This window comes from Stutzerimonas kunmingensis, from assembly GCF_002929225.1.
GTDB lineage: Bacteria > Pseudomonadota > Gammaproteobacteria > Pseudomonadales > Pseudomonadaceae > Stutzerimonas.
Window position 1 is genome coordinate 403,608 of the sequence record NZ_PISM01000004.1, and the last position, 26,625, is coordinate 430,232.

The 26,625-nt window shown below is 61.0% G+C and carries 27 protein-coding genes; 16 read left to right on the forward strand and 11 right to left on the reverse strand.

The annotated features are described in order from the left end of the window. Positions 1-104: 104 nt before the first annotated feature. From flgF to CW305_RS03040, 12 genes are all read left to right on the forward strand, one after another. A complete protein-coding gene (flgF, locus tag CW305_RS02985) occupies positions 105-845 on the forward strand; it encodes a flagellar basal-body rod protein FlgF (RefSeq protein ID WP_014819774.1) in 741 nt (246 codons plus the stop codon). A 35-nt stretch (positions 846-880) separates the two neighbouring features. Beyond that, complete coding sequence (gene flgG / locus CW305_RS02990) at positions 881-1,666, forward strand: flagellar basal-body rod protein FlgG (RefSeq protein WP_014819775.1); 786 nt, start codon at positions 881-883, stop codon at positions 1,664-1,666. 84 nt (positions 1,667-1,750) lie between these two features. Beyond that, a complete protein-coding gene (gene flgH, locus CW305_RS02995) occupies positions 1,751-2,446 on the forward strand; it encodes a flagellar basal body L-ring protein FlgH (RefSeq protein ID WP_014819776.1) in 696 nt (231 codons plus the stop codon). 14 nt (positions 2,447-2,460) lie between these two features. Next, on the forward strand, positions 2,461-3,561 hold the full coding sequence (locus tag CW305_RS03000; RefSeq protein WP_023445470.1) for a flagellar basal body P-ring protein FlgI: 1,101 nt from the start codon (positions 2,461-2,463) through the stop codon (positions 3,559-3,561). A 10-nt stretch (positions 3,562-3,571) separates the two neighbouring features. After that, complete coding sequence (flgJ, locus tag CW305_RS03005) at positions 3,572-4,744, forward strand: flagellar assembly peptidoglycan hydrolase FlgJ (RefSeq protein ID WP_104097076.1); 1,173 nt, start codon at positions 3,572-3,574, stop codon at positions 4,742-4,744. A 3-nt stretch (positions 4,745-4,747) separates the two neighbouring features. Further along, positions 4,748-6,817 (forward strand): flagellar hook-associated protein FlgK, encoded by a 2,070-nt coding sequence (flgK, locus tag CW305_RS03010; RefSeq protein WP_104097077.1) that lies wholly within the window; start codon positions 4,748-4,750, stop codon positions 6,815-6,817. 11 nt (positions 6,818-6,828) lie between these two features. Beyond that, positions 6,829-8,058: a flagellar hook-associated protein FlgL gene (flgL, locus tag CW305_RS03015; RefSeq protein ID WP_014819780.1), complete on the forward strand. Its 1,230-nt coding sequence runs from the start codon at positions 6,829-6,831 to the stop codon at positions 8,056-8,058. Between the two features lie 122 nt (positions 8,059-8,180). Next, positions 8,181-8,492: a ComEA family DNA-binding protein gene (locus CW305_RS03020; protein WP_003301282.1), complete on the forward strand. Its 312-nt coding sequence runs from the start codon at positions 8,181-8,183 to the stop codon at positions 8,490-8,492. 387 nt (positions 8,493-8,879) lie between these two features. Further along, on the forward strand, positions 8,880-9,329 hold the full coding sequence (locus CW305_RS03025) for a YkvA family protein (RefSeq protein ID WP_104097078.1): 450 nt from the start codon (positions 8,880-8,882) through the stop codon (positions 9,327-9,329). Positions 9,330-9,488: 159 nt separating this feature from the next. Continuing rightward, positions 9,489-9,818, forward strand: coding sequence for a helix-turn-helix transcriptional regulator (locus tag CW305_RS03030; RefSeq protein ID WP_014819782.1), 330 nt, complete (start codon positions 9,489-9,491; stop codon positions 9,816-9,818). After that, complete coding sequence (locus tag CW305_RS03035; RefSeq protein WP_003301276.1) at positions 9,815-10,183, forward strand: hypothetical protein; 369 nt, start codon at positions 9,815-9,817, stop codon at positions 10,181-10,183. The genes CW305_RS03030 and CW305_RS03035 overlap by 4 nt, the downstream gene beginning before the upstream one ends. After that, the gene (locus CW305_RS03040; protein WP_003301275.1) at positions 10,183-10,650 is read left to right on the forward strand and encodes an SEL1-like repeat protein; all 468 of its coding nucleotides are present in this window, start codon (positions 10,183-10,185) and stop codon (positions 10,648-10,650) included. The genes CW305_RS03035 and CW305_RS03040 overlap by 1 nt, the downstream gene beginning before the upstream one ends. Here the strand turns inward: CW305_RS03040 and CW305_RS03045 are convergent. Both CW305_RS03045 and CW305_RS03050 read right to left on the reverse strand, forming a co-directional pair. Then, positions 10,617-12,413: a bifunctional diguanylate cyclase/phosphodiesterase gene (locus CW305_RS03045; RefSeq protein WP_104097079.1), complete on the reverse strand. Its 1,797-nt coding sequence runs from the start codon at positions 12,411-12,413 to the stop codon at positions 10,617-10,619. The two genes, CW305_RS03040 and CW305_RS03045, sit on opposite strands and share 34 nt — an antisense overlap. A gap of 99 nt (positions 12,414-12,512) precedes the next feature. Continuing rightward, positions 12,513-14,597: a carboxy terminal-processing peptidase gene (locus tag CW305_RS03050; protein ID WP_003301272.1), complete on the reverse strand. Its 2,085-nt coding sequence runs from the start codon at positions 14,595-14,597 to the stop codon at positions 12,513-12,515. A gap of 174 nt (positions 14,598-14,771) precedes the next feature. Here CW305_RS03050 and CW305_RS03055 point away from each other — a divergent pair, with 174 nt between their 5' ends. Further along, complete coding sequence (locus tag CW305_RS03055) at positions 14,772-15,734, forward strand: NAD(P)H-quinone oxidoreductase (RefSeq protein ID WP_014819785.1); 963 nt, start codon at positions 14,772-14,774, stop codon at positions 15,732-15,734. 91 nt (positions 15,735-15,825) lie between these two features. Here CW305_RS03055 and CW305_RS03060 read toward each other — a convergent pair whose 3' ends face one another. The 5 genes from CW305_RS03060 to minC form a co-directional block, all read right to left on the reverse strand. Next, positions 15,826-17,115, reverse strand: coding sequence for a M18 family aminopeptidase (locus tag CW305_RS03060; RefSeq protein WP_003301269.1), 1,290 nt, complete (start codon positions 17,113-17,115; stop codon positions 15,826-15,828). A gap of 113 nt (positions 17,116-17,228) precedes the next feature. Beyond that, positions 17,229-17,864: an RluA family pseudouridine synthase gene (locus tag CW305_RS03065; protein WP_044314585.1), complete on the reverse strand. Its 636-nt coding sequence runs from the start codon at positions 17,862-17,864 to the stop codon at positions 17,229-17,231. A 61-nt stretch (positions 17,865-17,925) separates the two neighbouring features. Next, the gene (gene minE / locus CW305_RS03070) at positions 17,926-18,183 is read right to left on the reverse strand and encodes a cell division topological specificity factor MinE (protein ID WP_003301267.1); all 258 of its coding nucleotides are present in this window, start codon (positions 18,181-18,183) and stop codon (positions 17,926-17,928) included. After that, a complete protein-coding gene (minD, locus tag CW305_RS03075) occupies positions 18,180-18,995 on the reverse strand; it encodes a septum site-determining protein MinD (RefSeq protein WP_003301265.1) in 816 nt (271 codons plus the stop codon). The genes minE and minD overlap by 4 nt, the downstream gene beginning before the upstream one ends. A 96-nt stretch (positions 18,996-19,091) precedes the next feature. Continuing rightward, entirely contained in the window at positions 19,092-19,817 is a 726-nt protein-coding gene (minC, locus tag CW305_RS03080; RefSeq protein WP_104097080.1) for a septum site-determining protein MinC, read from the reverse strand. A gap of 158 nt (positions 19,818-19,975) precedes the next feature. Here minC and CW305_RS03085 point away from each other — a divergent pair, with 158 nt between their 5' ends. Next, entirely contained in the window at positions 19,976-20,923 is a 948-nt protein-coding gene (locus CW305_RS03085) for a lipid A biosynthesis lauroyl acyltransferase (protein WP_014819789.1), read from the forward strand. A 51-nt stretch (positions 20,924-20,974) separates the two neighbouring features. Here the strand turns inward: CW305_RS03085 and CW305_RS03090 are convergent, their stop codons facing one another. From CW305_RS03090 to CW305_RS03105, 4 genes are all read right to left on the reverse strand, one after another. Next, entirely contained in the window at positions 20,975-21,817 is an 843-nt protein-coding gene (locus tag CW305_RS03090) for a pirin family protein (RefSeq protein ID WP_104097081.1), read from the reverse strand. 94 nt (positions 21,818-21,911) lie between these two features. Next, on the reverse strand, positions 21,912-22,667 hold the full coding sequence (locus CW305_RS03095; RefSeq protein ID WP_042926118.1) for an MlaA family lipoprotein: 756 nt from the start codon (positions 22,665-22,667) through the stop codon (positions 21,912-21,914). Positions 22,668-22,671: 4 nt separating this feature from the next. Continuing rightward, complete coding sequence (locus CW305_RS03100) at positions 22,672-23,964, reverse strand: alpha/beta fold hydrolase family protein (protein ID WP_044315883.1); 1,293 nt, start codon at positions 23,962-23,964, stop codon at positions 22,672-22,674. 166 nt (positions 23,965-24,130) lie between these two features. Beyond that, positions 24,131-24,355, reverse strand: coding sequence for a DUF2061 domain-containing protein (locus CW305_RS03105; protein ID WP_014819793.1), 225 nt, complete (start codon positions 24,353-24,355; stop codon positions 24,131-24,133). Positions 24,356-24,637: 282 nt separating this feature from the next. On the opposite strand from CW305_RS03105, the gene CW305_RS03110 reads away from it, so the two are divergent. Both CW305_RS03110 and CW305_RS03115 read left to right on the forward strand, forming a co-directional pair. After that, positions 24,638-24,952, forward strand: a complete 315-nt coding sequence (locus tag CW305_RS03110) for a DUF485 domain-containing protein (protein ID WP_023445032.1) — start codon at positions 24,638-24,640, stop codon at positions 24,950-24,952. Continuing rightward, positions 24,952-26,607, forward strand: coding sequence for a cation acetate symporter (locus CW305_RS03115; RefSeq protein WP_023445031.1), 1,656 nt, complete (start codon positions 24,952-24,954; stop codon positions 26,605-26,607). Before CW305_RS03110 ends, CW305_RS03115 begins: the two co-directional genes overlap by 1 nt. Positions 26,608-26,625: the final 18 nt, after the last annotated feature.

Genomic DNA, 26,625 nt, shown 5'->3' on the forward strand with positions numbered 1-26,625 from the left:
ATATAAATCAGCTTCTTAAGTGGTCCTTTCGGTGATGGCACGCGCCTTGCATTTTTCATCTGCAACAGAATCGCAAGTGTCAAACTCGCGTCTCGGAGATGTCGATGGACAAGATGCTCTACGTGGCCATGACCGGTGCCAGCCAGAATGCGCGGGCCCAGCAGGCCCATGCCAACAATCTGGCGAATATTTCCACCACCGGCTTTCGCCGGGATTTCGAGCAAGCTCGCTCGATGCAGGTCTTTGGCGACAGTCATCCTGCGAGGGTGTATGCGATGTCCGAGCGTCCGGGCACCGACTTCACGCCGGGCACCTTGCAGGAAACCGGCCGTGATCTTGATGTCGCCGTCGAAGGCGAGGGCTGGATTGCGGTGCAGGCGCCAGATGGCAGTGAGGCCTACGTCCGCACCGGCAGCCTGAATATTGACGTGCTTGGCATGTTGCGTACCGCAGACGGTATGCCGGTGCTGGGCAATGGCGGGCCGATCGCGATTCCGCCGGAGGAGAAGGTGGACGTCGGCAATGACGGCACCATCAGTATTCGCGCGCTGGGCGAGGACCCGAACGTTGTGGTCACCGTGGATCGCATTAAGCTGGTCAACCCTGATCCGCAGCAGCTGGAAAAGGGCACTGATGGCCTGATTCGGCTGAAGGATGGCCAGCCTATCGAGCCTGACGCGAACGTACGGGTCGTCTCGGGTTTTCTCGAGGCGAGCAATGTGAATGCGGTATCCGAAATGACTTCCATCCTGGCACTGTCTCGCCAGTTCGAACTGCACGTAAAGATGATGCGCACCGCCGAAGATGACGCGGCTGCCATGGCGCGCGTACTGCAACTCAGCTAATAGCGTGGCGCCGGCGGCGCACGAGGAGAAAGCTCATGCTTCCAGCACTTTGGGTCAGCAAGACCGGACTGTCCGCCCAGGACATGAACCTGACGACCATTTCCAACAACCTGGCCAACGTTTCTACCACCGGCTTCAAACGTGACCGTGCCGAGTTTCAGGACCTGCTCTATCAGATTCGCCGTCAGCCTGGCGGTCAGTCCAGCCAGGACAGCGAACTGCCCTCCGGCCTTCAGTTGGGTACCGGTGTGCGGGTGACCGGCACGCAGAAGATCTTCACCGCCGGTAGCCTGCAGACCACCGAGCAGCCGCTGGATATGGCGGTCAACGGTCGCGGTTTCTTCCAGGTACTGCTGCCCGATGGCACGGTTTCCTACACCCGTGACGGCAGCTTCCATCTGAGCTCCGATGGCCAATTGGTGACCTCCAACGGCTATGCGCTGGAGCCGGCCATCGTGGTACCGCCGGAGACCCAGACCTTCACCGTGGGCGAGGACGGAACTGTCTCGGTGACCACCGTGGGCAATCCGCAGCCGCAGATCATTGGCAACCTGCAGACGGCCGACTTCATCAACCCGGCAGGTCTGCAGGCGATGGGCAGTAACCTGTTCCTGGAGACCGCGGCAAGCGGCGCGCCTCAGGTCAGCACGCCGGGCCTCAACGGTTTGGGTACGGTGCTGCAGAACACCCTGGAAAACTCCAACGTCAGCGTCGTTGAGGAACTGGTGAACATGATCACCACCCAGCGTGCCTACGAGATGAATTCCAAGGTCATATCCACCGCCGACCAGATGCTGTCGTTCGTCACGCAGCAGCTCTGATCGCGCGTTCGCCGTTGTATACGGGCACGCACGCCTTGTGCTGCTCGCAGTAGTTTCGATGGCCTGTCATGGCTTGAGGTGTTTATGAGCCGTTTGCTGATCGTTGTGTCGATGTCGTCCGCCCTGGCGCTGGTCGGATGTGTTGCTCCTGCGCCGAAACCGAATGACCCGTACTATGCTCCGGTGCTGCCGCGCACGCCGTTGCCGGCGGCGCAGAACAACGGCGCGATCTATCAGGCAGGCTTCGAAACCAACCTCTACGACGACCGCAAGGCTCATCGGGTCGGCGACATCATTACCATCACCCTCAACGAGCGGACTCAGGCCAGCAAGAACGCCTCGTCGCAGCTCTCGAAGGACAGCAGCGCCAACATCGGGCTTGGCTCGCTGTTTGGAGGAGCCGTCTCGATGGCCAATCCGTTGACCGGCAACTCGATGAGCCTGGGCGCCGAGTACGACGCGTCACGAGATACTTCCGGTTCTGGACAGGCCGGACAGAGCAACAGCCTGTCCGGTTCGATCACCGTGACCGTCTCCGAAGTGCTGCCCAACGGCATCCTCGCCGTGCGCGGCGAGAAGTGGATGACGCTCAATACCGGCGACGAACTGGTGCGCATTGCGGGCCTGGTTCGCGCAGACGATATCTCCACCGACAACACGGTCCCGTCTACCCGTATTGCCGATGCACGCATTACCTATTCGGGCACCGGCGCCTTTGCCGATGCGAGCCAGCCTGGCTGGCTAGACCGATTCTTCATGAGCCCGATGTGGCCCTTCTGACCGGAGCTGATGTCATGTGGAAAAAACTGCTTCTGCTCGCGGGTTTGCTCACGCTCTGTGCTGGCGCACAGGCCGAGCGTCTGAAGGATGTCGCGACCATCCATGGTGTTCGTAGCAACCAGTTGATCGGCTACGGCCTGGTTGTCGGCTTGAACGGTAGCGGTGACCAGACCACCCAGACGCCGTTCACCGTGCAGACCTTCAACAACATGCTGGCCCAGTTCGGCATCAAGGTGCCGGCCGGTGGCAACATTCAGCTGAAGAACGTCGCGGCTGTGTCGATTCATGCCGAACTGCCACCGTTCGCCAAGCCGGGACAGACCATCGACATCACCGTCTCGTCTATCGGTAACGCCAAGAGCCTGCGTGGCGGCAGCCTGCTGATGGCGCCGCTGAAGGGTATCGACGGCAACGTTTACGCTATCGCCCAGGGCAACCTGGTGGTAGGGGGCTTCGATGCCGGTGGCGCAGATGGCTCTCGGATCACCGTCAATTCGCCGTCGGCTGGGCGGATTCCGGGTGGTGCTACGGTCGAACGGCCGGTGCCGAGTGGTTTCAATCAGGGCAATACACTGACGCTGAATCTCAATCGTCCGGACTTCACCACGGCCAAGAACATCGTCGATCAGATCAACGACCTGCTAGGCCCGGGTGTAGCGCAGGCGCTCGACGGCGGCTCGATCAGCGTGACCGCGCCGCTGGATCCGAGTCAGCGCGTGGACTACCTGTCGATTCTGGAAAATCTCGAAGTAGAGGTTGGCCAGGCCGTGGCCAAGGTCATCATCAATTCGCGTACCGGGACGATCGTGATCGGCCAGAACGTGCGGGTGCAACCTGCCGCCGTTACCCACGGCAGTCTGACCGTCACCATCAGCGAAGATCCACAGGTGAGCCAGCCGGAGCCCTTCTCGGATGGTCAGACCGTCGTCGTGCCCAACAGCAAGGTAAAAGCCGATCAGGAAGCCAAGCCGATGTTCAAGTTCGGCCCGGGTACCACGCTAGATGAGATCGTCCGGGCGGTGAATCAGGTGGGCGCCGCGCCCAGCGACCTGATGGCCATTCTTGAAGCACTGAAGCAGGCTGGCGCTCTGCAAGCCGACCTGATCGTGATCTAAGGGCAGGGATATGGAAAATCGTCTCGGAAGCGGAGCGCGCGGCCTCGACAGCGGCAGCTACAACGACCTCAATCGCCTCAGCCAGCTCAAGGTTGGCAAGGATCGGGACGGTGAGGAGAACGTGCGTAAGGTTGCGCAGGAGTTCGAGTCGTTGTTTCTCAACGAAATGCTCAAGTCGATGCGTTCGGCAACCGAAGTGCTGGCCAAGGACAACCCGCTGAACAGTCAGGCCAGCAAGCAATACCAGGATATGTATGACCAGCAGCTGTCTGTCAGTCTTTCGAAGGAAGGCGGTGGCATCGGGTTGGCAGACGTACTGGTGCGCCAGTTGAGCAAGCAGACCGAAACCGCGACACGCAACAATCCGTTTGCCCAGGTTGCGCAGACCGAAGGGGCCGCATGGCCGAGCAAGCCGGCCGCTGCCGTCGAGTCCGCACGAGATGATTCCCGGTTGCTGAATCAGCGCCGTCTTGCGTTACCAGGCCGGGCGATCGAGCGGCAAGTGGCAGATGTATCGGCGGCTGCGCAGAAACCTGCCGCAGAAGGTACGCAGCCTCTGGTCGACCTCGATTGGAAACCCGCCACGGCGTTTGTGCCCCCCAAGGACAAGCCGTTGGTCGTCAACGGTGTCGAGAAAAGTGCGCCCAACGCGCCGAGCAAGACGCGGTTCAATTCGTCCGAGGAGTTCATCGCCACCATGCTGCCCATGGCAGAGAAGGCGGCCGAACGCCTGGGCATCGAGCCGCGTTTCCTGGTCGCACAAGCTGCGCTGGAGACCGGCTGGGGTAAATCCATGATCCGTCAGAAGGACGGCAGCAACAGCCACAACCTGTTTGGCATCAAGGCGACCGGGTGGAAAGGGGAGTCGGCTACCGTGATGACCACCGAGTACGTCAACGGTACGGCAACCCGCGAGAGAGCGGGCTTCCGCGCTTACGATTCGTTTGAGCAGAGCTTCGACGACTTCGTCAGCCTGCTGGAAAACAACGACCGTTATCGGACCGCCATTCAGGTGGCGAGCAATACCGGCGATTCGGAACGCTTCGTCAAGGAGCTGCAGAAAGCCGGCTACGCCACCGACCCACAATACGCGCGCAAGATCAGCCAGATCGCCCGCAAGATGCAGACTTACCAGACCGTTGCCGACGCGAATTCGGTGCCCGCCATGCGGACCAGAGGCTAAATCATGGCTGACCTATTGAGCATTGGCCTTTCCGGCCTGTCTGCCAGCAAAACCCAACTTTCCATCACCGGACACAACATCACGAACGTCAACACGCCTGGCTATAGCCGCCAGGATGCGAGCCAGGCGACACGCTCGCCGCAATTCAGCGGTGCCGGTTACATTGGATCGGGTACCTCGCTGGTAGACGTGCGTCGCTCCTACAGCGAATTTCTCACCAGCCAGCTGCGTAGCAGTACATCGCTGAACAGTGATGTCGAGGCTTACAAAAGCCAGATCGATCAGCTCGATTCATTGCTGGCTGGCACCACCACCGGTATCACGCCTTCGCTGCAAAAGTTCTTCTCGGCCTTGCAGACAGCTGCCGAGGACCCGGCGAATATCCCGGCGCGTCAGCTGGTGCTGGCGGAGGCTGAGGGATTGGCGCGGCGTTTCAATACCGTATACGACCGACTTTCCGAGCAGAACAGTTTCACCAACAAGCAGATGTCCGCTGTCACCGATCAGGTGAATCGTCTGGCAGGCAGCATCGGTAGCCTCAACGAGGCTATTGCCATCGCCGCGGCCAACGGCAAGCAGCCGAACGATCTGCTCGACGCCCGTGACGAGGCTGTTCGGCAGTTATCGGGCTACATCGGCGTGACGGTTGTTCCTCAGGATGACAGCAGCTTCAACGTATTCATCGGCAGCGGCCAGCCGCTGGTCGTGGGCAGTACGGTAGCCAAGCTGGAGGTCGTGCCAGGGCAGGGCGACCCGAACCGTCATGAAGTGCAGTTCATCAGCGGTGGCTCGCGGCAGGGCATCACCTCGCAGATTACCGGCGGCGAACTCGGCGGGCTGATTCGCTATCGTGAGGAAGTGCTGGATTCGACCATGAACTCCCTAGGGCGCCTTTCGCTGGCCGTCAGTGATCAGGTCAATACTCAGCTGCGGCAGGGGCTGGATCTGAAAGGTGACGTGGGGGAGGCTCTGTTTGGCGATTACAACAATGAGGCCTTGGCAGGACTCAGGGCTATAGCGTTCGGCAGCAACCCGTCATTGAACACGGTTACGCCCGCAGATGCGTCCCTGAAGATCACCGAAACAAGCGTGCTTACTACTAGCGATTACCTATTGGAGTATGACGGGAGCATCCCGAGCGGCTACAAGGCCCGGAGATTGAGCGATAACCAGCCAATGAGCGTTCAGCTCGACGCCGGAGTACTGACTTTCGCCGATGCGAAAGGTCGAGATCAGGGCTTCAGCGTCCAGGTGAGCGGAACTCCACTTGTTGGCGACAAGTTCAGTCTGCAGCCGACCCGGCGCGGTGCTGCCGATATTACAGCAGTGCTAGACCAAGCGGACCAGCTTGCCTTTGCTGCTCCGGTGCGAGCTGAGGCGGGGCCACAAAATAGTGGTACGGGGAAAATTACGCAGCCGGATCTTGTATCGGTGCTGGATTCTAGCAACCCTAAGCTTGCTGTAGATGCCAAGCAGGCAATGGAAGCTCTTCAGAGCTACCTTGGCAATGGAAAATTGTTGGAGTTCGGTGCCGACGGCAACTTCTTATTGCCGGCCGGAGTTACCAGCGTACCCGATATAGAGGATGGTGGCTTCAAGGCGGGGCAAACCAATAGCGTCAAGCTAGCATTCGAGACTGGCGGCTATAAGTATGAACTTAGTGTCCAGCTCAGCGGTACGCCAAAGGCTGGAGATGATTTCACGCTTGATTTCAATCAGAGCGGCGTTTCGGATAACCGCAACGCATTGAAGCTGGTCGACTTGCAAAGCAAGCAGACTGTTAACGTTTCGCTAGACGCCGATGAGAATGTCATATCGGGCGTCAGCTTCACCGACGGTTACGGCGAACTGGTCGAGCGCGTCGGTACGCTGACGGCCCAGGCGCGAATGGACAGTGAAGCGACGGGCTCGATCCTCAAGCAGGCCACTGACAACCGTGACTCGCTGTCGGCGGTGAATCTGGATGAAGAGGCGGCAAATCTGATCAAGTTCGAGCAGTACTACAACGCCTCGGCCCAGATCATTCAAGTTGCCCGTTCCTTGTTCGATACATTGATCAGCTCCTTCAGGTAATAGGCCCGCCCATGCGCATTTCCACCCTGCAAGCGTTCAATAACGGCGTCTCCGGTCTGCAGCGCAACTACGCCAACGCGACCCGCACCCAGGAGCAGATCAGCACCGGCAACCGTATTCTCACGCCGGCGGATGATCCGGTCGCGTCGGTGCGTCTGCTGCAGCTGGAGCAGCAGCAGAATGTGCTGGGTCAGTACAACGCCAACCTGACTGCCGCGAAGAACAGCCTCACCCAGGAGGAGGTCACACTCAATTCGGTAAACACCGTCCTGCAGCGCGTGCGAGAACTGGCCGTGCAGGCAGGCAATGGTGGTCTGAGCGCTGAAGACCGCAAATCTATTGCAGCCGAGTTGACCGAGCGCGAAGACGAGTTGCTGTCGCTGATGAACACTCGCAATGCGCGCGGCGAGTACCTATTCTCCGGTTTTCAGGGCAAGACGCCGCCGTTCGTGCGCGCAGGGAACGGCAGCTATAGCTACCAGGGTGACGAGGGGCAGCGGAAGCTGCAAATTGCCAGTTCGCTCAATATCCCGATCAGCGACAACGGCAAGTCGATTTTCGAAAACGTGACCAATGCAGGGCGCCTTGAGGTGGATGACCCGAATAATCTCGGTTTTCCTGTTTCGTCACCTTTGGTTAGTGACGAGGTTGCGTTCTCCAACTATCGGGGAATCCGAATAGCCTTCGATCCGGTTGTAGAAGGCAAGTACCAAGTATTCGGCATGCCTAGGGACGGTGGGGCGGAGGTTTCGCTGGGCACAAGCAATCTGGATAACGACAATGATAGCGACGACAAACTTGTGTACGGCGGCGTAACGCTATTTGTCGGGGGGCTGCCGCCGACTGGCTCCGAGATCCTCGTTCAGGGCAAAGTGCCGGTCGCGGAAAAGCAAGGCATTCTCGACACCATCGCCAATCTTCGCTCTGCTCTGGAAGAGCCCACTACAAGCAGTGGTGGGGTCCGTGACGCCGTAGCCGTAGCCCTGACCAATCTCGACCACGGCATGATCAGCGTCGATGCTGCTCGCGGCAACATCGGTGCTCGCCTGAACGTCATCGAGACGACTCAGACCGACAACGAGGACGTTACTCTGGTGAACAAGTCCGTTCAGGCCGAGCTGCGTGAGTTGGACTACGCCGAGGCGCTTTCGCGTTTGTCTTTCCAGACAGTGATCCTCGAGGCTGCGCAGCAGAGCTATGTAAAAATCAGCGGCTTGAATCTGTTCAACGCCATGCGCTGAGCTTGACGAGGTTCGCAAATATGCAACCTCGTTTTTGACATCAGCTGGCAGGCGACTAGATTGGCTGACGCGGAGCAGGAAGTCCCGCGAACGAATACTTTGGTTTTCATAAGGACGTGATTATGCGTAAAGCTATTCTTGCCGCTGCGGCATTCGCCGTACTCTCCGGCTTTTCTTTCGGTGGCTATGCCGCCACTCAGGCACAACCTGCCCCGACAGCTGTGGCTGTCGCCCCGGCCCCAGTGAACCTCAATGCTGCCGATGCTGAGACGCTTTCCCGTGAGCTGAGAGGCATCGGTGAAACCAAGGCAAAAGCAATCATCGCTTATCGGGAAGAGCATGGCCCGTTCAGCTCGGTAGATGAGCTGCTCGAGGTAAAAGGCATCGGCTCGGCGACCCTCGACAAGATTCGTGGGCAGCTCAGCATTCAGTAAGGTTTTGGGAGGTCGATCGCAATGATCGACCTCTTTTTTGATTCTCACCTGGGATGTTCTTCCCTCAATTCCTAGCCCCCGGAAGTTCGAACGCCCTGTGTCGTCGTCAGTCAAAGTGCTTGTAAAAGCATTGACAATCCGCGGTTATGCACATTCGGAATAGATCGCGGCGTGTCCTGCAGGCATGTTTCAATACAATTTCAGCATGATCGTAACCTATTGATTCTTAAGGCCTTAAGCGGCTGGATAAAAAAACACCGATCTGTTGGGCGGCCCCGTAAACAGGGCCTTAGCGGCAACCATCCATAAACTGTTCACAAGGTTATCCACAGCTTCGGTGGATAACATTCACGAGGTCAGGGATGACGCAGGCTGGAGGCAACCCAGATGAAGGCTCCCTGGAATTTCATCCGATATTTTCCGCTCGCGCAGCGTCTGATCAAACGCGGAAAGATCCCCGCGTTACTCTTTGCGGTGGCTCGCAAATCCTCTTCGAAAAGAGGGCTGTTCAGAGGATTGCGAGAAGATCTGGCACTTTTACAGGCGCTTTGCGTAGCTTGGTGGCGTGGCGAGTACCGGGCCATCAGTCCTAATGCATTGATAGCTGTGGTGGCCGGCTTGCTCTACTTCCTGTCGCCAATCGACGCCATCCCGGATTGGCTGCCTGGTCTTGGGTTCGTCGACGATCTGGCTGTGCTGGGCTGGGTAATGCGCAAGTGGTCTGGTGAGTTGGAGGCGTTCAAGGTCTGGAGGCAGGCCCAGACTGCGGATCGGCAGGCATCGCTTCAACGCTTGCCTGCGTTGGACGAACCGAAGGCCGGCGGCCAGCCGAGCTGATAGCAGCGGCGTGTGTAGCGCCGCCGTCTGTCGGTGCCGGATGAGCATTTGCGGTCTCTATCCCGATTCACTAACGCATGCGGCAGGTTGGTAGCTTCAAGGAGCGGCAAGGGCTGTTAAGATTCCGCATCTGATCGAAGACGCCTGGGGAAAATACGGATGAATGTACAGGTCATCATGCGTGACGGCTCGCCGGAATACGCCGTACTGCCGTGGGACGAGTACCAGGCGCTTTTGAATGCGGTCGGTGTCAAATCGGCCGTTGCCACTGATGTCGCACCCAGTGGCGCTCAGTCACGTCCGTCCCTGGTCGAGCTGAGCGCTCTGCGTGAGGCCAAGGGGCTTTCACAAGAGGCGTTGGCGCGCGCTGTGGGGATCAGTCCAGCCTACCTGGGGCTGATCGAGGCGGGAGAGCGCGAACCCGATGCTGCGATTCGTCGAGCACTGGCACGTGCGTTGGAAATTGCCGGCTGGGAGGGCGACGCTTGACGTCAGTATCCATCAGCCGGCACCACTGGCAGGCGCTGCTTGCCGAACTGGATGCCGCTCGCCGGCAGAGACATCTGGTGACCTACCGTGCGCTGGTCGAGCGGCTCCAGTTGCCCACACCCGCCATGCGAACCCTTACCGCCGCGCTGGAGCACCTCGCTGCGCTGGACGCCCGCTCGGAGCGCCCGTTGCGCAGCGCACTGGTCATCAGTCAGGGTGCTAGTCGGTTGCCCCGCACGGGCTTTTTCGAGTGTGCTGCGCGGTTGGGACGCTTCTCGGGGCCGGCGGACGGTGCCGCCGCTGCATCCTGGCATGCGGGAGAAGTGGCGCGCGTTTTCGAGTTCGTTTATTCGGAGGAACTCTGATGCTGGGCAGGCTGCGTGCAAGGCTCGGTTATTTAACTGCCCGCAAATTGATGACGTCGCACTACGCGGTTCAGCAGCCGAAGATCTGGCGTTGGATGGAAGGGCAATTCGCGCGGATGGCGGCGCTGGGCGACGTGTCGGCGCAGAGTTTCTACGGTCATATCCTGTATTTCCGCGGGCGCGGCTATGGTGCCAAGCTGGAAGGCGTTCGCCTTCTAAGGCTGGCGGCCAAGGCGGGAGATGTGAAAGCGGCATATCAGATGGGCGTCATCAGCCTCAGCGAAGATGCCTCCCACGGCCCGGATGGCAGTGAGGCGGCGCGCTGGTGGTCCCAGGCGGCCGAGGCAGGGCATCCACTGGCGGCGGTTCGCCTCGAGCAACTGTATCGTGCCGGCGGCCACGGCCTGGCCGCAGACCCCCAGCAGGCAGATCGTTACAAGGCGAAGGCGGAGCAACTGGGGTTGTAGGCATCCTGCGTTGGCTGCCCTGCCTCGATCAGGTGGAAGCTCGGGCCGTTCACCTGTTTGGCAAAGCGCTTGGCCTCCGAAGCAAGGGCGGCGAGCCTGCCTGCATCCAGGCGGTCAGTGTGCTCCGGGTGCACGCTGACGATCCCGATCGAGAGTGACAGCAGGGCATAGCGCTGTTTACGCCCGTCACGGCTGGTGGAAATAAAGCAGCCGGCCGCGAGGTGTTCTGGCTGGTAGAAGGCACTGCTGCGAAGCGCGAAGGTGCTGTGCAAGTCGGCAATGCGCTGCTCCCAGTCGTGACCGCTTAGCACCAGCATGAAATCATCCCCGCCAATATGGCCGACGAAATCCATCTGTGGGTCGACCCGGTCGTTCAGATATTGGGCCAGGCACAGCAGCACTTCATCGCCTTTGGCGTAGCCATACAGATCGTTGAAAGGTTTGAAGTTGTCGATGTCGACGTAACAGACCATCGCCCTACGTCGCTGTAGCAGCAGGCGGGTCAGGCACTGCTGGATAGGTACGTTGCCCGGCAACAGTGTCAGGGGATTGGCGTGGCGCGCCTGCTGAATCTTCAGTTCGGTTATCAACCTCAGAACATCGATGACGCGGCCCAGACCGAGGTATTGACCTGCCTGTGTGATGACGAAGTCTTCCTCGATTCTTTGGCGCGCCCGGCTGGTGAGCAAGCGGCTGACCTGTTGCAACGACTGGTCGAGCTCGACGGCGAGGAAATCCGTGCTCATCAGGCGGCTAAGCGGTTTGCGTGCCAGCAGATCGGTGGCGTAGGGCTTGAGCAGCGCGTCGGAAATGAGATTACGGTGAAGTATGCCGACCGGCCTGGCGTCAACGTCCAAAACGGCGATCGAGTTCAGGGCCGGCTGCAGTCGAAACGCCTCGAGCATTTCAGCGACCGGACGTTCTGCGGCCATGGCGGGTTGTCTGATAAGCAGTCCGGACAGGTTGCCGGACTCCTCGCCCAGGACCGCCTGCTGGGCCTCCGGGGGTGGCAGGACCTCGTCGATGTCCTGGGCAGGCAACTCCAGCGGACGTCCAAGCAGATAGCCCTGCACCAGATCGATACCCATGCCGGCCAGCACCGCCAGTTCCTCGTGCAGTTCGATACCTTCGGCGATGACGTGGGCACGCGATGCGCGGGCGATCTTCAGGATGGATTCTACGAACTCGCGCTTCACGGGGTCGAGATGGATGCCGTCGATGAAATAGCGGTCGATCTTCACATAGTCCGGTCGCAGCTCGGACCACAGGCGCAAACTCGAATATCCGGCACCAAGGTCGTCGAGCGCTATGCTGAAGCCCATCGAGCGATAGTGATGAAGCGCCTTGTCCAGCAGCTCGAGATCGTCGGCCGGTGCCTGCTCGGTCAGCTCGATGACCACGTTGTCCGCGGAAATCCCATAGGTGTGCAGCAGCTCGAGCGTGCGCCCGGGCTTGTGGGTCGCGTCAAGTAGCGTTTCCGGTGAGGCGTTGAGAAAGAGCTTGCCGCGTAGCGCCCCCTGGCTGTAACGCCGGCACGCTGTTTCGCGGCAGGTCATCTCCAGTTCGTTAAGCCGGCCGGCGTGGCGTGCTGTGGCGAGCAAATTGATCGGGGAGTGCAGCGGGCCGTTGGATGGTCCACGGCTGAGTGCTTCATAACCGAGAATGCGTCGCTCCGAAAGCGAGACGATGGGTTGGAACAGGGTGGTGATGTCGCCGTGAGCAAGGATATGTCCCAGCGTGCTCAACTGCTCGGTGACTGTCATGGAGGTCTCTGGGTGTGAAAAGAAAAGGGCCGCAACGCGGCCCTTTCATTTCACGATGTCGTGATGTCAATTTGATGACATCGCGGCGTTCCACTCGATTCAGTGCTTGGCCATCGCCGAGCTGAGACCGAGGTAATCGAGCAGAATGCGCCCGCTCTCGGAGAGGTAGGCATCATCCTCCGGCTTTGGTTTGTCCGCTTCCGCGTGAGGCGTGTTTTCGTCTTCCTTCTCCAGCTTTGCCAGTGGCTCCTCACCTTTGGCCAGGCGCAATGCATTCTCCAAGGCCAGCTGACGCTTCTCGATATCGGCCTGTTGTGCACGCCGCTTTTCTTCATTGAGGCTGACGGTGGTTTCGTGCATCAGCTCCTGGGCAAGCGCCAGACGATCGCGGGTGAAGACGAAGTCCGGGTTCTCGCCGGTGCGTGCTTCGTGGCGTGCCTTCAGCTCGGCGAGGAACGGCTTGAACGGGTTCATGTCCGGATTGATCGCCGCGCGGATGCTGTCCCAAGGCAGCGCTTCCGGCAGCGCACTCTCACCGATTTCCTTGGTGTCGACATCGGCAGGGTAGCTGATGTCGGGAATCACACCCTGATGTTGAGTGCTCTGCCCGGATACGCGGTAAAACTTGGCCAGGGTCAGTTTCAGCTCACCATGGTTGAGAGGCTGGATTGTCTGCACGGTGCCCTTGCCGAAGGTCTGGCCACCGAGGATTAAGGCCCGGTGGTAGTCCTGCATCGCGCCGGCGAAGATCTCCGAGGCCGATGCAGAAAGACGGTTGACGAGGACGGCCAGCGGCCCCTTGTACAGCGCGCCGGTCTGTTCATCGGCAAGCACGTCTACGCGGCCATCGCTGTTGCGTACCAGCACAGTCGGCCCCTGATCGATGAACAGGCCGGTGAGCTCGGTGGCCTCTTGCAGTGAGCCGCCGCCGTTGTTGCGCAGGTCGATGACCACGCCGTCGACTTTCTCTGCTTCCAGTTCGGAGAGCAGCTTTTTGACGTCACGCGTGGTGCTCTTGTAGTTCTGGTCCCCGGCGCGCAGTGCCTTGAAGTCCAGATAGAACGCTGGAATCTCGATCACACCGAGCTTGAAGTTCTGCCCCTGGTGTTCCAGGTTCAACACCGACTTCTTCGCTGCCTGCTCCTCGAGCTTCACCGCTTCGCGGGTAATGGCGACGACCTTGCTGCTTTGGTCATTCGGCGCATTGCTCGCCGGGATGACTTCAAGGCGTACGACCGAACCCTTCGGGCCGCGGATGAGCTTGACCACCTCATCCAGGCGCCAGCCGATGACGTCGACCATCTCATCGTTGGCCTGGCCGACGCCGACAATCTTGTCCGCTGGCGCCAGCTGCTTGCTCTTCTCCGCCGGGCCTGCCGGCACCAGGCGTACGATCTTCACGTGCTCGTTGTCACTCTGCAGCACCGCGCCGATGCCCTCGAGCGACAGGCTCATGTTGATGTCGAAATTCTCCGCGCTGTCCGGCGACAGGTATTGGGTGTGCGGATCGTAGGTCTGCGCGAAGGCGTTGATGTAGGTCTGGAAAACGTCCTCGCCACGGGTCTGGTTCAGGCGCGATAGCTGGTTCTTGTAGCGTTTGGTCAGCAGTTCCTCAATGGCCTTCGGCTCCTTGCCGGCGATCTTCAGACGCAATACCTCGTCCTTTACCCGTTTGCGCCACAGGTCATCCAGCTCTGCGGTGTCCTTGGCCCAGGCGGCCTTCTCACGGTCGACCAGCAGCTCCTCGTCGACGCTGAAGTCGAAGCTGTCGACGCCCTTGTCGAGCAGGCTCAGGGCGTAGTTCAACCGGTTCTGCAAGCGCTCGAGATGACGGGAGTAGATGATGAAACCGGGTTCGAGATTGCCGCCCTTGAGGAAGTCGTCGAACTGGTTGCGCCACTTGCCGAACTCTTCGAGGTCGGATGCCAGGAAATAGCTGCGCGAGGGATCGAGCATCTGGATGTAGCTGTCGAAGATCTTTGCCGAACGCGCGTCGTTCAGCGGCGGCTTGTTGTAGTGATGGCGCTTGAGCAGTTCGACGACGTTCAGGCTGGCTATGACCTGGTCACGATCGGGTTGCAGGTAGTCCCAGTTCTCCGGCGTGCTGACGGCTTTGGCCATCGCCAGGGAAGCGTGAAGGCCGAAAAGGACGGCGAGAACGGTGCAGGTCAGCGTACGTTTCATGGCTTGGGGGCGACGTGAGGCTAGGGAATAACGCATATTAGGCCATCTAAAGTAGGCGCCGGTTCGTTTTTCCGTCCGGCGGTGGAAAGCACAAGCCCGATGGTTGAGGTGGTCAAAGAAGGCCAGCGAGCGATCAGTTGGGTGGGCATAGATAGGAACCACTATGGAGGCAGCATGAAGGCATTGCAAGGTATCGAGGGGCATCTGGAGTGGGCCGAGCGACCGGCTCCGGCGTGCGGCGATGGCGAAATCCGTATCCGTGTGGCTGCTGCCGGGCTGAACCGTGCGGACCTGCTGCAGCGAGGCGGACACTATCCGCCGCCGGCAGGTGTCACCGACATCCTGGGGCTGGAATGCGCAGGGGTGGTCGCCGAGGTCAGTGGGCGCAGCCGCTGGAAGGTGGGTGATCGCGTGTGCACGCTGCTGGCTGGTGGTGGCATGGCCGAGGAGGTGGTGGTCGATGCCCGTCACGCGCTGCCGGTTCCCGAGGGCATGTCGCTGCATGAAGCTGCGGTGATCCCGGAGGTATATGCCACGGCCTGGCTCAATCTCTATCGCCTGGGCGCTTTACTGGCCGGCGACAAGGTGCTGCTGCACGCTGGCGCCAGTGGTGTTGGCTCGGCGGCGATCCAGTTGTGCAAGGCTTTCGGCAATCCCTGCTGGGTCAGTGTCGGCTCGGCCGAGCGGCTGGCCTACTGTGAGTCGCTCGGTGCTCAGGGTGGTGTGCTGCGTGGTGACTCGCTCGAAGCGCTACGCGATTTTGGTCCGTTCGACATGATCCTCGACCCGGTCGGTGCCAAGTACGCCGCATTGAATATGCAGCTGCTGGCGATGGATGGGCGTTGGGTGATGATCGGCTTGATGGGCGGACGCAAGGCCGAGATGGATCTGGCTGGTTTGCTGGCCAAGCGCATCCAGTTGATCGGCTCGACCCTGCGCAGCCGCGACGCCGATTACAAGGCCGGGCTGCTGGCGGAAATGGAAGAGAAGGTCTGGCCGCTGTTCACCCAGGGCAAGCTTTCGCCGCGTCTGGAGCGAACCTTTGCCATCGGTGATGTGGAGGCTGCATTCGAAACGCTGGCCAGCAACACAGTGTCCGGCAAGGTGGCCCTGGTGATCGATAGCGCGCTTTCCTGATCCGCATCGTCCTGATGTGGACGGAGCCAGATTTCGCTATGCCTTGATGGATCGAGCAGGTTTGCAGTGCTGCAGACCTGCCCGGTGCGGTTCAAGGCAACTGGCTGCTGGCGTAGAACGCGGTCAGTACCTTGACCAGATGCGCCAGGTCCTGGCTACCCGCAAGCTCGCGGATCGAGTGCATGGCGAAGGTCGGCAGGCCGATGTCGACGGTACGCACACCCAGCTGACTGGCCGTGATCGGGCCGATTGTGGAGCCGCAACCCATGTCGCTGCGGGTGACGAAACTCTGCACCGGCACTTCGTTTTCCAGGCAGAGATGGCGGAAGAAGCCGGCAGTTTCGCTGCTGGTGGCGTAGCGTTGGTTGTTGTTCACCTTGATCACTGGACCAGCGTTGAGCTTCGGCCCGTGATTGCCGTCGTGCTTGTCGGCGTAGTTCGGGTGCACCGCGTGGGCATTGTCGGCGGAAATCAGCAGGGAATGGCTGATGGCGCGCTGGAAGTCGTCCTCATCCGGCAGCACGCGACGCAAGACCTGCTCCAGGAACGGGCCATCCGCGCCGCACAGCGAAGTGGAGCCGACTTCCTCGTGATCGGTGCAGACCAGCACGCAGGTGTGCTCGGGTTCGGCGTTCAGCAAGGCCTGCAAGCCCGCAAAGCACGAGAGCAGATTGTCCAGACGCGCGCCGGCGATGAAGTCACCGTGCAGGCCGATGACCGCGGCGCTCTGGGTGTCGTAGAAGCTCAGTTCGAAGTCCAGCACCACGTCGGCGACCAGCCCATGCTCACGGCCGAGTTGATCGGCGAGCAGTGCGCGGAAGTCCGGGCTTTCCTGGCTGGCGATCTGGGCCAGAATCGGCGGTAGCTCGTTCTGCGCGTTGATGGCCCAGCCCTGATTGGCTTCCCGATTGAGGTGGATCGCCAGGTTCGGAATCGTCGCGATCGGAACCTTGAAGTCGATCAGCTGGCTTTCGATGCGGCCATCACGGCTGTAGGTGACACGGCCGGCCAGCGACAGATCGCGGTCGAACCAAGGAGCGAGCAGGGCGCCGCCATACACCTCGACACCCAGCTGCCAGAAGCCCTGGCGCTGCAGCTCGGGCTGCGGCTTGACCCGCAGGCACGGGCTGTCGGTATGGGCGCCAACCAAGCGCAGGCCGTGTTCGACGAGCGCCTTGCTGCCCAGCTGGAAGGCGATGATGGCCGAGTCGTTGCGGGTAACGTAATAACGCCCGCCCGCCTCGGTATGCCAGACCTCGCGCTCGTCCAGCGCACGGTAGCCGGCGGCCTGTAGCGCCTGGGCGAGATTCTGGGTGGCATGGAACGGGGTAGGGGACGCCTGCAGATATTCGATCAGGCCTTGGTTGAGAGCTTTGCGCATTTCGGACTCCGGACTGCAAGGTCACGAAGTCTATAGCATTCGACACCTGGTAATAAGCGCACCGGCACCGCCTGCATTTAGTAAGTGCAAGCGATGGCACGTGCTTGTCGTCATCAGAACGGTGCGGGGCACTCGAAGCGCAGGCGCTCGCCGGTTTGCGGGTGGGTCAGGGTGAGCATACTGGCGTGCAGACACAGGCGCTCATGGGCTTGCAGGGCTTGCTCGTGGGCATACAGGCGATCGCCGAGCAGCGGATGCCCGATCGACAGCATATGGACTCGCAACTGGTGGGAGCGGCCGGTGATGGGGGTCAGCTCGACGCGGCTGTAGTCGCCGCAGCGTTCAAGCACGCGCCAGAAGGTCAGTGCGTGCTTGCCCAGCTCGTGGTCGACAACGTGGCGCGGTTTGGTCGGTGGATCGTAGCGCAGCGGCAGGTCGATGCTGCCGCTGTCCTGCTCCGGCTGGCCCCAGCACAGCGCGGTATAGGCCTTCTCCGTTTCACGATCATGGAACTGGCGGGACAGTTCGCGGTGCGTATCGGCATCGCGGGCGAGCACGATTAGTCCGGAGGTTTCCCAGTCCAGGCGATGCACGATGCGCGCTTCGGGATAGCCGTTTTCCTGCAGGCGGGTCACCAGGCAGTCACGGTTGTCTTCGGCGCGGCCCGGTACGGACAGCAGCAGGGTCGGCTTGTTGATGACCAGCAGGGCAGCGTCCTGATGGACGATCTCGATAGCGCTTAGAGGCATTCGCTTTTCCACAAACGAAGACGGCGACCCGTGGGCCGCCGTTTCTGTACGCCGGTTTCGCTCAGCGATCCGGCAGGGTGATATTGAGTTCGAGAATCGAGCAGCTGCCCTGGTCCTCGAGTGCAACCTGGACCTGATCGCTGTCGATGTTGACGTACTTGCGGATCACCTCGACCAGCTCTTTTTGCAGGGCCGGCAGGTAGTCCGGCTCGGTGCGCTGGCCCCGCTCGTGGGCGACGATGATCTGCAGACGCTCCTTGGCGATCGCGGCTGGGGTTTCCTTCTTCTTGCGTTCACGGAAGAAGTCGAAAAGGTTCATTCGCGGCCTCCGAAAAGTCGTTGCAGGAAGCCCGGCTTCTTGACGTCGAGGAAGCGGTGCGCGACTTCCTTGCCGAGCAGACGGTCCACGGCGTCGCTGTACGCCTGGCCGGCGTCGCTCTGGTCGTCAAGAATCACCGGAATACCCTGGTTGGAAGCCTTGAGTACAGCCTGCGACTCGGGGATCACGCCCAGCAGGCGGATGGAGAGGATTTCCTCGACGTCTTCGACGCCGAGCATTTCGCCCTTGGTGACACGCTCGGGGTTGTAGCGGGTCAGCAGCAGATGCTCCCGGATCGGTTCTTCGCCGTTCTCGGCGCGACGCGACTTGCTCGCGAGGAGGCCGAGCATGCGGTCGGAGTCGCGAACCGAAGAGACTTCCGGGTTGGTGACGACGATGGCTTCGTCGGCGAAGTACATCGCCAGGTGCGCGCCCTTCTCGATACCGGCCGGGGAGTCGCAGATGACGTATTCGAAATTCTTGCCCAGCTCGTCGATGACCTTGCCAACGCCTTCCTGGGTCAGCGCGTCCTTGTCGCGTGTCTGGCTGGCGGCCAGCACATAGAGGTTCTCGAGACGCTTGTCCTTGATTAGGGCCTGGGTCAGGGTTGCGTCGCCATTGATGACGTTGACGAAGTCGTAAACCACCCGGCGTTCGCAGCCCATGATCAAGTCGAGGTTCCGCAGACCGACGTCGAAGTCGACGATGACAGTCTTGTGGCCGCGCAGAGCGAGGCCGGTACCGATGGCGGCGCTGGTGGTGGTTTTACCAACGCCACCTTTGCCGGAAGTGACTACGATGATCTTGGCCAAGGTGATTCACCCTAAATATTTAAAAAATCGGGACCTTTCGCCGATTTCAGCGTCAGGATTGCCCGTTTGGTCCTTGAAAATTCGCGGCAGTATCCGTTAAAGGCGGGTGATGTTCAACACGTCGCCAGAGAGGCTGATCTGTACCGCTTCAGCCCAGAGAGGATCGCGTCGCAGGTCCTCGGCTACCTTGTACTGGCCGGCGATGGAGACCATTTCAGCGGTGAGTTGCTGACAGAAGATCCGCGCCGAAGTGTCGCCTTTGATACCCGCTAAGGCGCGACCTCGAAGCGGACCGTAGACATGGATGTTGCCATCGGCGAGAAGTTCCGCACCGGGGCTCACGGGAGCGAGAACGATGAGGTCGCCGCCTTGCGCGTAGACCTGCTGGCCGCCGCGGATGGGGGTGGTCACGACGCGGGTCGGGCGATAGACCGGCTCGGCTGGTTTGGCCGGGGTTTTCGAGCTCAGGTCGACCTGCCGCTCACGAGCACCGGAAGGCGGCAGCACCGGCAGATCGAGCACCGCGGCCGCCTCGAGGTGGGACGGTTCGCTGGCGCGCAGGGCCAGGGTACGCAGACGATGCTTGCGGCACAGGCTGACCAGCGCAGCGATATTGATCTCGCGAGCCGCCTCCGGCAGCTTGTCCAAGGCCAGGACCAGCGGGGTGTTATTGAAGAAGTCCGGCGCCTGCTCGACCTTGGCCGCGAGTTGCTCGTCGAGACGCTCGATGTCGTTGCTGGCGAGTTCCAGCACGGTGATGGCGAGCATGCTGCCCTTGAGCTGGAAGGCTGGGGACTGATCGGTGAGGTCGGCTTGGCTCATGGTCTGTCTGCTACGGTAAATGGCGAGGACTTATAGCGGGGCGCGTCGCTGCCTGCAACCCGCGAGCGGCCCGTGAAGCGATCGTCGGTGCGCTTGGGCTCGGTCAGCGCAGGCGTTTGCCGCTAGAATGCGTCGCTTCATCGGTTGTCGAGCTATTCATGGATCGTCCTCAGTTTCGTGCGTACTTCCTGCACCCGCGCTTTTGGCCGCTGTGGCTGGGCCTGGGCGTGCTGTGGTTGTTGGTCCAGTTGCCATATTCGGTTCTGTTGAAACTGGGGCGCGGGCTTGGCGCACTGATGTTTCGCTTCGCCGGTTCGCGTCGCTACATCGCCCGGCGCAATCTGGAGCTGTGTTTCCCCGAACTGAGTCAGGCGCAACGCGAGCGTCTGTTGCGGGAGAACTTTGCCTCCAACGGCATTGCCTTCTTCGAGATGGCCATGAGCTGGTGGTGGCCGCAGGCACGCCTGCAGCGCCTGGCCAGGATCGATGGGCTCGAGCATCTGCAGCAGGCTCAGGCTGCAGGGCAGGGTGTGATCCTGATGGCGCTGCATTTCACTACGCTGGAGATCGGCGCCGCGCTGCTCGGCCAGCGGCACACCATCGATGGCATGTATCGCGAGCACAAGAATCCGCTTTTCGACTTCGTCCAGCGTCGCGGGCGAGAACGGCACAACCGTGATGCGAGTGCCATCGAGCGCGAGGATGTGCGGGCGATGCTCAAGGTATTGCGCGCGGGGCGCGCCATTTGGTACGCGCCGGACCAGGACTATGGGCGAAAACAGAGCCTGTTCGTACCGCTGTTTGGCGTCCAGGCGGCGACCGTCACCGCCACGACCAAGTTTGCCCGGCTGGGCAGGGCGCGGGTCGTACCCTTCACCCAGGAACGCCTGGCGGACGGTTCGGGGTATCGACTGGTGATCCATCCGCCGCTGCAGGATTTCCCGGGTGAAAGTGAAGAGGCGGACTGTCTGCGGATCAACCAGTGGATAGAAGAGGCGGTCAGTGCGGTACCCGAGCAGTACCTCTGGGCGCATCGCCGCTTCAAGACCCGCCCGGTAGGCGAGCCCAGCTTGTATAAAAAGAGGAAGACGCGTTCGGCCGTCTAGTGGACTGCCATTTGCGCCAGGCCTGGCGTCTTCCCGGGCAGATCGCGCAGGTCAGGCCAACGTACCGTCCCGGAAGTCTCGCAGCGCCTGCTCGATCTCCTCGCGGCTGTTCATCACGAATGGCCCGTACTGCACGATCGGCTCACCGAGTGGGCGGCCTGCCAGCAGCATCAGCCGGGCGCCACGTTCGCTGGACAGATTGAGCTCGCCGTCCTGGGACATCTGAACCAACTGGCCTTTGCTCACCGCCTGCTCACCCACCCGCAGCGTCCCTTCATAGACGTAGAGCAGCAATCGATGGCCATCCGGTACTTGCGGCGAGACGGCACTCTCGGCTGAAAGCAGCAGGTCGAACAGCAGAGGCTCGGTATCGGGCCGCTGCACGATCCCGTGCTGTTCGATATCGCCGGCCTTGAACGCGCCGGCGATGACCTTGGCCTGCACGCCGCCCGGCAGGGCGAGTTGCGGTATTTCGGCCGGGGCGAAATCCCGATAGTCCGGATCGCCGAGCTTGGCGTGGGAGGGCAGGTTCAACCATAGCTGGAAGCCGCGCATGGTGCCTTCCTGCTGCTGCGGCATCTCGCTATGGATGACGCCGCGCGCTGCGGTCATCCACTGCACGCCACCGCTCTCCAGCAACCCCACATTGCCCATGTGATCCTCGTGGCGCATGCGTCCTTCGAGCATGTAGGTGATGGTTTCGAAGCCGCGATGTGGGTGGGGCGGGAAGCCGGCAATGTACTCGTCAGGGTCGTTGGAACCGAACTCGTCGAGCATCAGGAACGGATCGAAGCTCTCCGGGGCAGCGCCGCCGAAGACGCGGGTCAGGCTGACGCCGGCGCCATCGGACGTGGCGCGGCCGCTGGTGATGGAAAAAATTTCACGCTGGGACATGATCGAATGCCTCTCGGGTTGAATTCGCCAAGAGTAGGTGCATGGCTTCGATCAATGGGTGCGTTATATCGCTACAAAAGATCGATAAAGCGGATTATTCCTCTATCAGCAAATCCCGCGCCCGGCTGTAGACGTAGCGCACCTTCTCGTATTCGAACGGCGAATTGAGCTGACCGTAGCGGAAGCTGGTGACATGCCGCGCATTGACGGCCCGCAGCGCCGTCAGGCTCAACTCGCCGCCGGTGGTTTCGGAATACTGCAGAAACTCCACCTGCCGCTCGACGGCGAAGTCGGCCACGCGGCCCGTGGTGTCGCGCAGGTTGGACGGGCCCAGCGCCGGAAGAATCAGGTACGGACCCTGGGGAACGCCCCAATAACCGAGGGTCTGGCCGAAATCTTCGCTCTGACGCGGCAGCCCCATGCGCGTTGCCGGGTCCCAGAGGCCGCCCACACCCAGGATGCTGTTGAACAGGAAACGTGCAGTGGCGTTCGCCGCGCGCTGGCCCTTGAGTTGAGCCAGGCTGTTGAACAGCGTCGGCACTTCGCCGAGGTTGCTGAAGAAATTGCTCACGCCGGTGCGCACCGGCCGCGGCGTGACGTAGCGATAGCCGCGCACCACCGGCAGCATCACCCACTGATCGAGCCGATAGTTGAAGTGGTAGATGCGCCGGTTGACCGACTCGAACGGATCGTAGACGTCCAGTGCCTGGAAGGTGGCGCGCTCGAACTCGCGCTGATCCAGGCCGGGATTGAACTCCAGATTGCGCAGCGGATGGGTGAAACCATCCTCATCCACCTTCGGCGTGTCGGCGAAGGCCAGACCACTGGCCAGAAGCAACGGCAGCAGCATTCCTTTAGCCACGGAAGAACTCCAGCATGTGTTGAGTGTTTACGCGGTAGTTGAGGTTGCCGCAGTGGCCGCCTCGCGGATAAAGGGTCAGGCGATCACCGAAGGTACGGCGCAGGAAGCCGAGGTCACCCTCGCCGAGGATCAGGTCGTCGGCGTTGTGCATGACGGCGATCTTCGGACTCTGGCGCAGGTAATCCTCCAGCGCGTACAGGCTGACCTGCTGGATCAGCTGGGTCAGGCTGCCGCCGTCGTACTGGGCGCGCCACATCGGAATCACCTGCTCGGTGATGTAGCAGTCGAAGCTGCACAGCAGTGCGCGCTTGAAGAACGGCTCCAGACGGGTGCCTTCGTTGATCGGATACTCGGGAGGCGTGATCAGGCCGCGACGGTTGATCAGGTCGGAGGTGAAGGTGATATCCGCGGCGGAGAAGCGGAACACCGAACCGATGAGCATCGCCATCTGCTCGTCGCTGAGCTTCAGGTTCGATTGCTGGAAATCGTAGAGAACGGCCTCGTCGAGGTCGATATAGCCCTTCTGACGGTAATAGCGCGTGAGCTTTTCCAGAATCACTTCGTAGAAGGTGGTGTGGTCGTTAATGCCTTCGACGCGGGTCTGCACCAGCTTGTCCAGGTTGCTGACCGAGGTGTAGAGGTTGACCGGCGGATTCAGCAGCAGCACGCGCTTGAAGTTGAAGCTGCGGCGGGTTTCGTCCAGCTGGCTGACGAACGCGGCATTCAGGGCGCCGAGGCTGTAGCCGGTGAGGTGGTATTCGGTGACGGGCAGCTTGTGGTGCTGCGCGCGGACTGCCTGCATGACCCGGTACAGGTCCTTGGCATCGTCGCTGCTGATCCCGGGTGTTGCGTAGCGCGAGGCGGCGGACATGAAGTCATAGCTGGTCGGCGACGACAACTGCACCACATGGTAGCCGGCGCCGTAGAACAGACGCTTCAGGGCTTCGGTCTTGCCTGCCGAATAGCGCGCGCCGGTACCGGAAATGATGAACATGAGTGGCGCGGGGCCGCTTTGCCGAGCGAGCCGATAACGCAGCTTTTTGACCGGCCAGAAGTTGTCCGGCAGGGTGAACTCGCGTTCGGGACGCAGACGCAGGTTGTAGTCGGCCTGGTCGATATCGTCATCGGTCGGCACTTCGGCGCGTAGCTCGATGGGCGTACCGGCGATGGTGGCTTCGAAGGGGTTGGACAGCGGGAAGCCGTACTCCTCGACAGTCAGATCGGCGGCGTGGACAGGCGCAACGACCAGGGCGAGCAGGGCGGTCAGGCGCAACAACAGCTGCATGGTGCTTCTCCGTTAACAGGCCCGGCTGGCCTGTGGCAAGGCAGCGACGGGGTCCCGCGCTACCTGTCCCAATAGAACTGCATCGGCCGCACAATGCAAGCCAACTTCACTATGGCAGCGCGGTTGCGGATTCGATCCCTGCGCAGGATGAGAAATGACGACGGCGTCAGGCGTGATGGTGCAGCCAGGCATGTTTGGGGATGGGCATCTTGCTTGCCGGACTGCGTTCGAAACGCTGCCAGAGCTTCTCGTGGAAGTAGAAGCCCACCGAGTTGCACAGCGGTTCGACGGTGGCGACCAGGCCGCCAATGGCGATGCTGCCAGTCAGTGCATAGGTCACCGAAAAGGCGATGCAGAAGTGCATCAGGGTGAACGTCACGGTCTTCAGCATGGCCCCGTCTCCTTGTGCAGTCGAGAATCGTTCTCGCGATGGAGAGAGTCTGGTCGAGCCCGGGCAATGTCTGAAATCAACGTTTCGCATGTGCGACATAGCGCCACACTATTTGTATGTGGATTTGTTGCGGCGCCCCATTTTCCGCGGCTGAACGGCTCTACGACGGGTGTTTTTGTGAACTGCATTCAGACCAAAGTCGGGGTGGTGTTCATCCGACCCAAGCCTAAAGTAGCCGCCCCTGCTCCCACCGGGGGGTAGCGACCGTGGAGACAGATTCCAATGCACAATGAAAATGTTTACCGGCAGATCTATGCCAATCCGCGTTTCCAGGAACTGGTTGCCAAGCGCGGCCGTTTTGCCTGGCTGCTATCGGCTGTCATGCTCAGCGCCTACCTGGCGTTCATCCTGCTGATCGCCTTCGAGCCAAAGATCCTCGGCATTCCGCTGTCCGCCAATACCGTGACCACCTGGGGTATCCCGGTTGGTGTCGGGGTGATCTTCATGGCGTTCATCCTGACCGGTGTCTATGTGCAGCGTGCCAATGGTGAGTTCGATCGCATCAACCAGGAAATCCTCAACGAGGCACAGAAATAATGATCCTGCGTTTCCTGATGGCTGCCTTCCTCCTGGCAGTCTCGCCTGCGCTGCTCGCCGATGCGATTACCGGCGAAGTCCAGAAACAGGCCACCAACTACACCGCCATCATCATGTTCGTGGTGTTCATCGTCTTCACCATGGGCATCACCAAGTGGGCGGCCAAGCGCAACACCTCCACGGCTGATTACTACACCGCGGGTGGTAGCATCACCGGCTTCCAGAACGGCCTGGCTATCGCCGGCGACTTCATGTCGGCGGCATCCTTCCTGGGCATTTCCGCGCTGGTCTACACCAGCGGCTACGACGGCCTGATCTACTCCATCGGCTTCCTCGTCGGCTGGCCGATCATCCTCTTCTTGATGGCCGAGCGCCTGCGCAACCTGGGCAAGTTCACCTTCTCCGACGTGGCGTCCTATCGCCTCGGTCAGACGCAGATCCGTCTGCTCTCCGCGTTCGGTTCGCTGATCGTGGTGGCCTTCTACCTGATCGCGCAGATGGTCGGCGCCGGCAAGCTGATCCAGCTGCTGTTCGGCCTGGACTACTACGTAGCCGTGGTGCTGGTCGGTGTGCTGATGGTCATGTACGTGCTGTTCGGCGGCATGCTCGCCACCACCTGGGTGCAGATCATCAAGGCGGTCCTGCTGCTGTCCGGCGCCTCTTTCATGGCCATCATGGTGATGAAGAGTGTCGGTTTCGACTTTGGCAGCCTGTTCGCCGAAGCAGTGAAGATCCACGAGAAAGGCGCTCAGATCATGAGCCCGGGCGGCCTGGTTTCCGATCCGATCTCGGCGATCTCCCTCGGCCTGGCGCTGATGTTCGGCACCGCTGGCCTGCCGCACATCCTGATGCGCTTCTTTACCGTCTCCGACGCCAAGGAAGCGCGCAAGAGCGTGTTCTATGCCACCGGCTTCATCGGCTACTTCTACATCCTGACCTTCATCATCGGCTTCGGCGCGATCCTGCTGGTCAGCACCAACCCGGACTTCAAGGACGTGACCGGCGCCATCGTCGGCGGTACCAACATGGTCGCCATCCACCTGGCCAGCGCGGTGGGCGGCAACCTGTTCCTCGGCTTCATCTCCGCGGTCGCCTTCGCCACCATTCTCGCCGTCGTGGCGGGTCTGACCCTGGCCGGTGCCTCGGCGGTTTCCCATGACCTCTATGCCTGCGTGATCAAGCAGGGCAAGGCGCGGGAAGAGGACGAGATGCGCGTGACCAAGCTGACCACCCTGACCCTGGGCGTGGTGGCGATTCTGCTCGGCATCATCTTCGAAAAGCAGAACATCGCCTTCATGGTCGGCCTGGCATTCTCCATCGCCGCCAGCTGCAACTTCCCGGTGCTGTTCCTTTCCATGTACTGGAAGGGCCTGAGCACTCGCGGCGCGCTGTTCGGTGGCTCGCTGGGGCTGTTCACTGCGTTGCTGCTGACCATCATCAGCCCGACCGTATGGGTCGACGTGTTCGGTTATGCCGAGGCGATCTTCCCCTACAAATACCCGGCGCTGTTCTCGATGGCCGCCGCGTTCATCGGCATCTGGTTCTTCTCGGTCACCGACAAGTCCAAGCGTGCCGGCGAGGAGCGCGAGCGCTTCTTCGCCCAGTTCGTTCGTTCGCAGACCGGCCTGGGTGCCACCGGTGCCGTCGCGCACTGACGCAATGCTGGTAGAAAC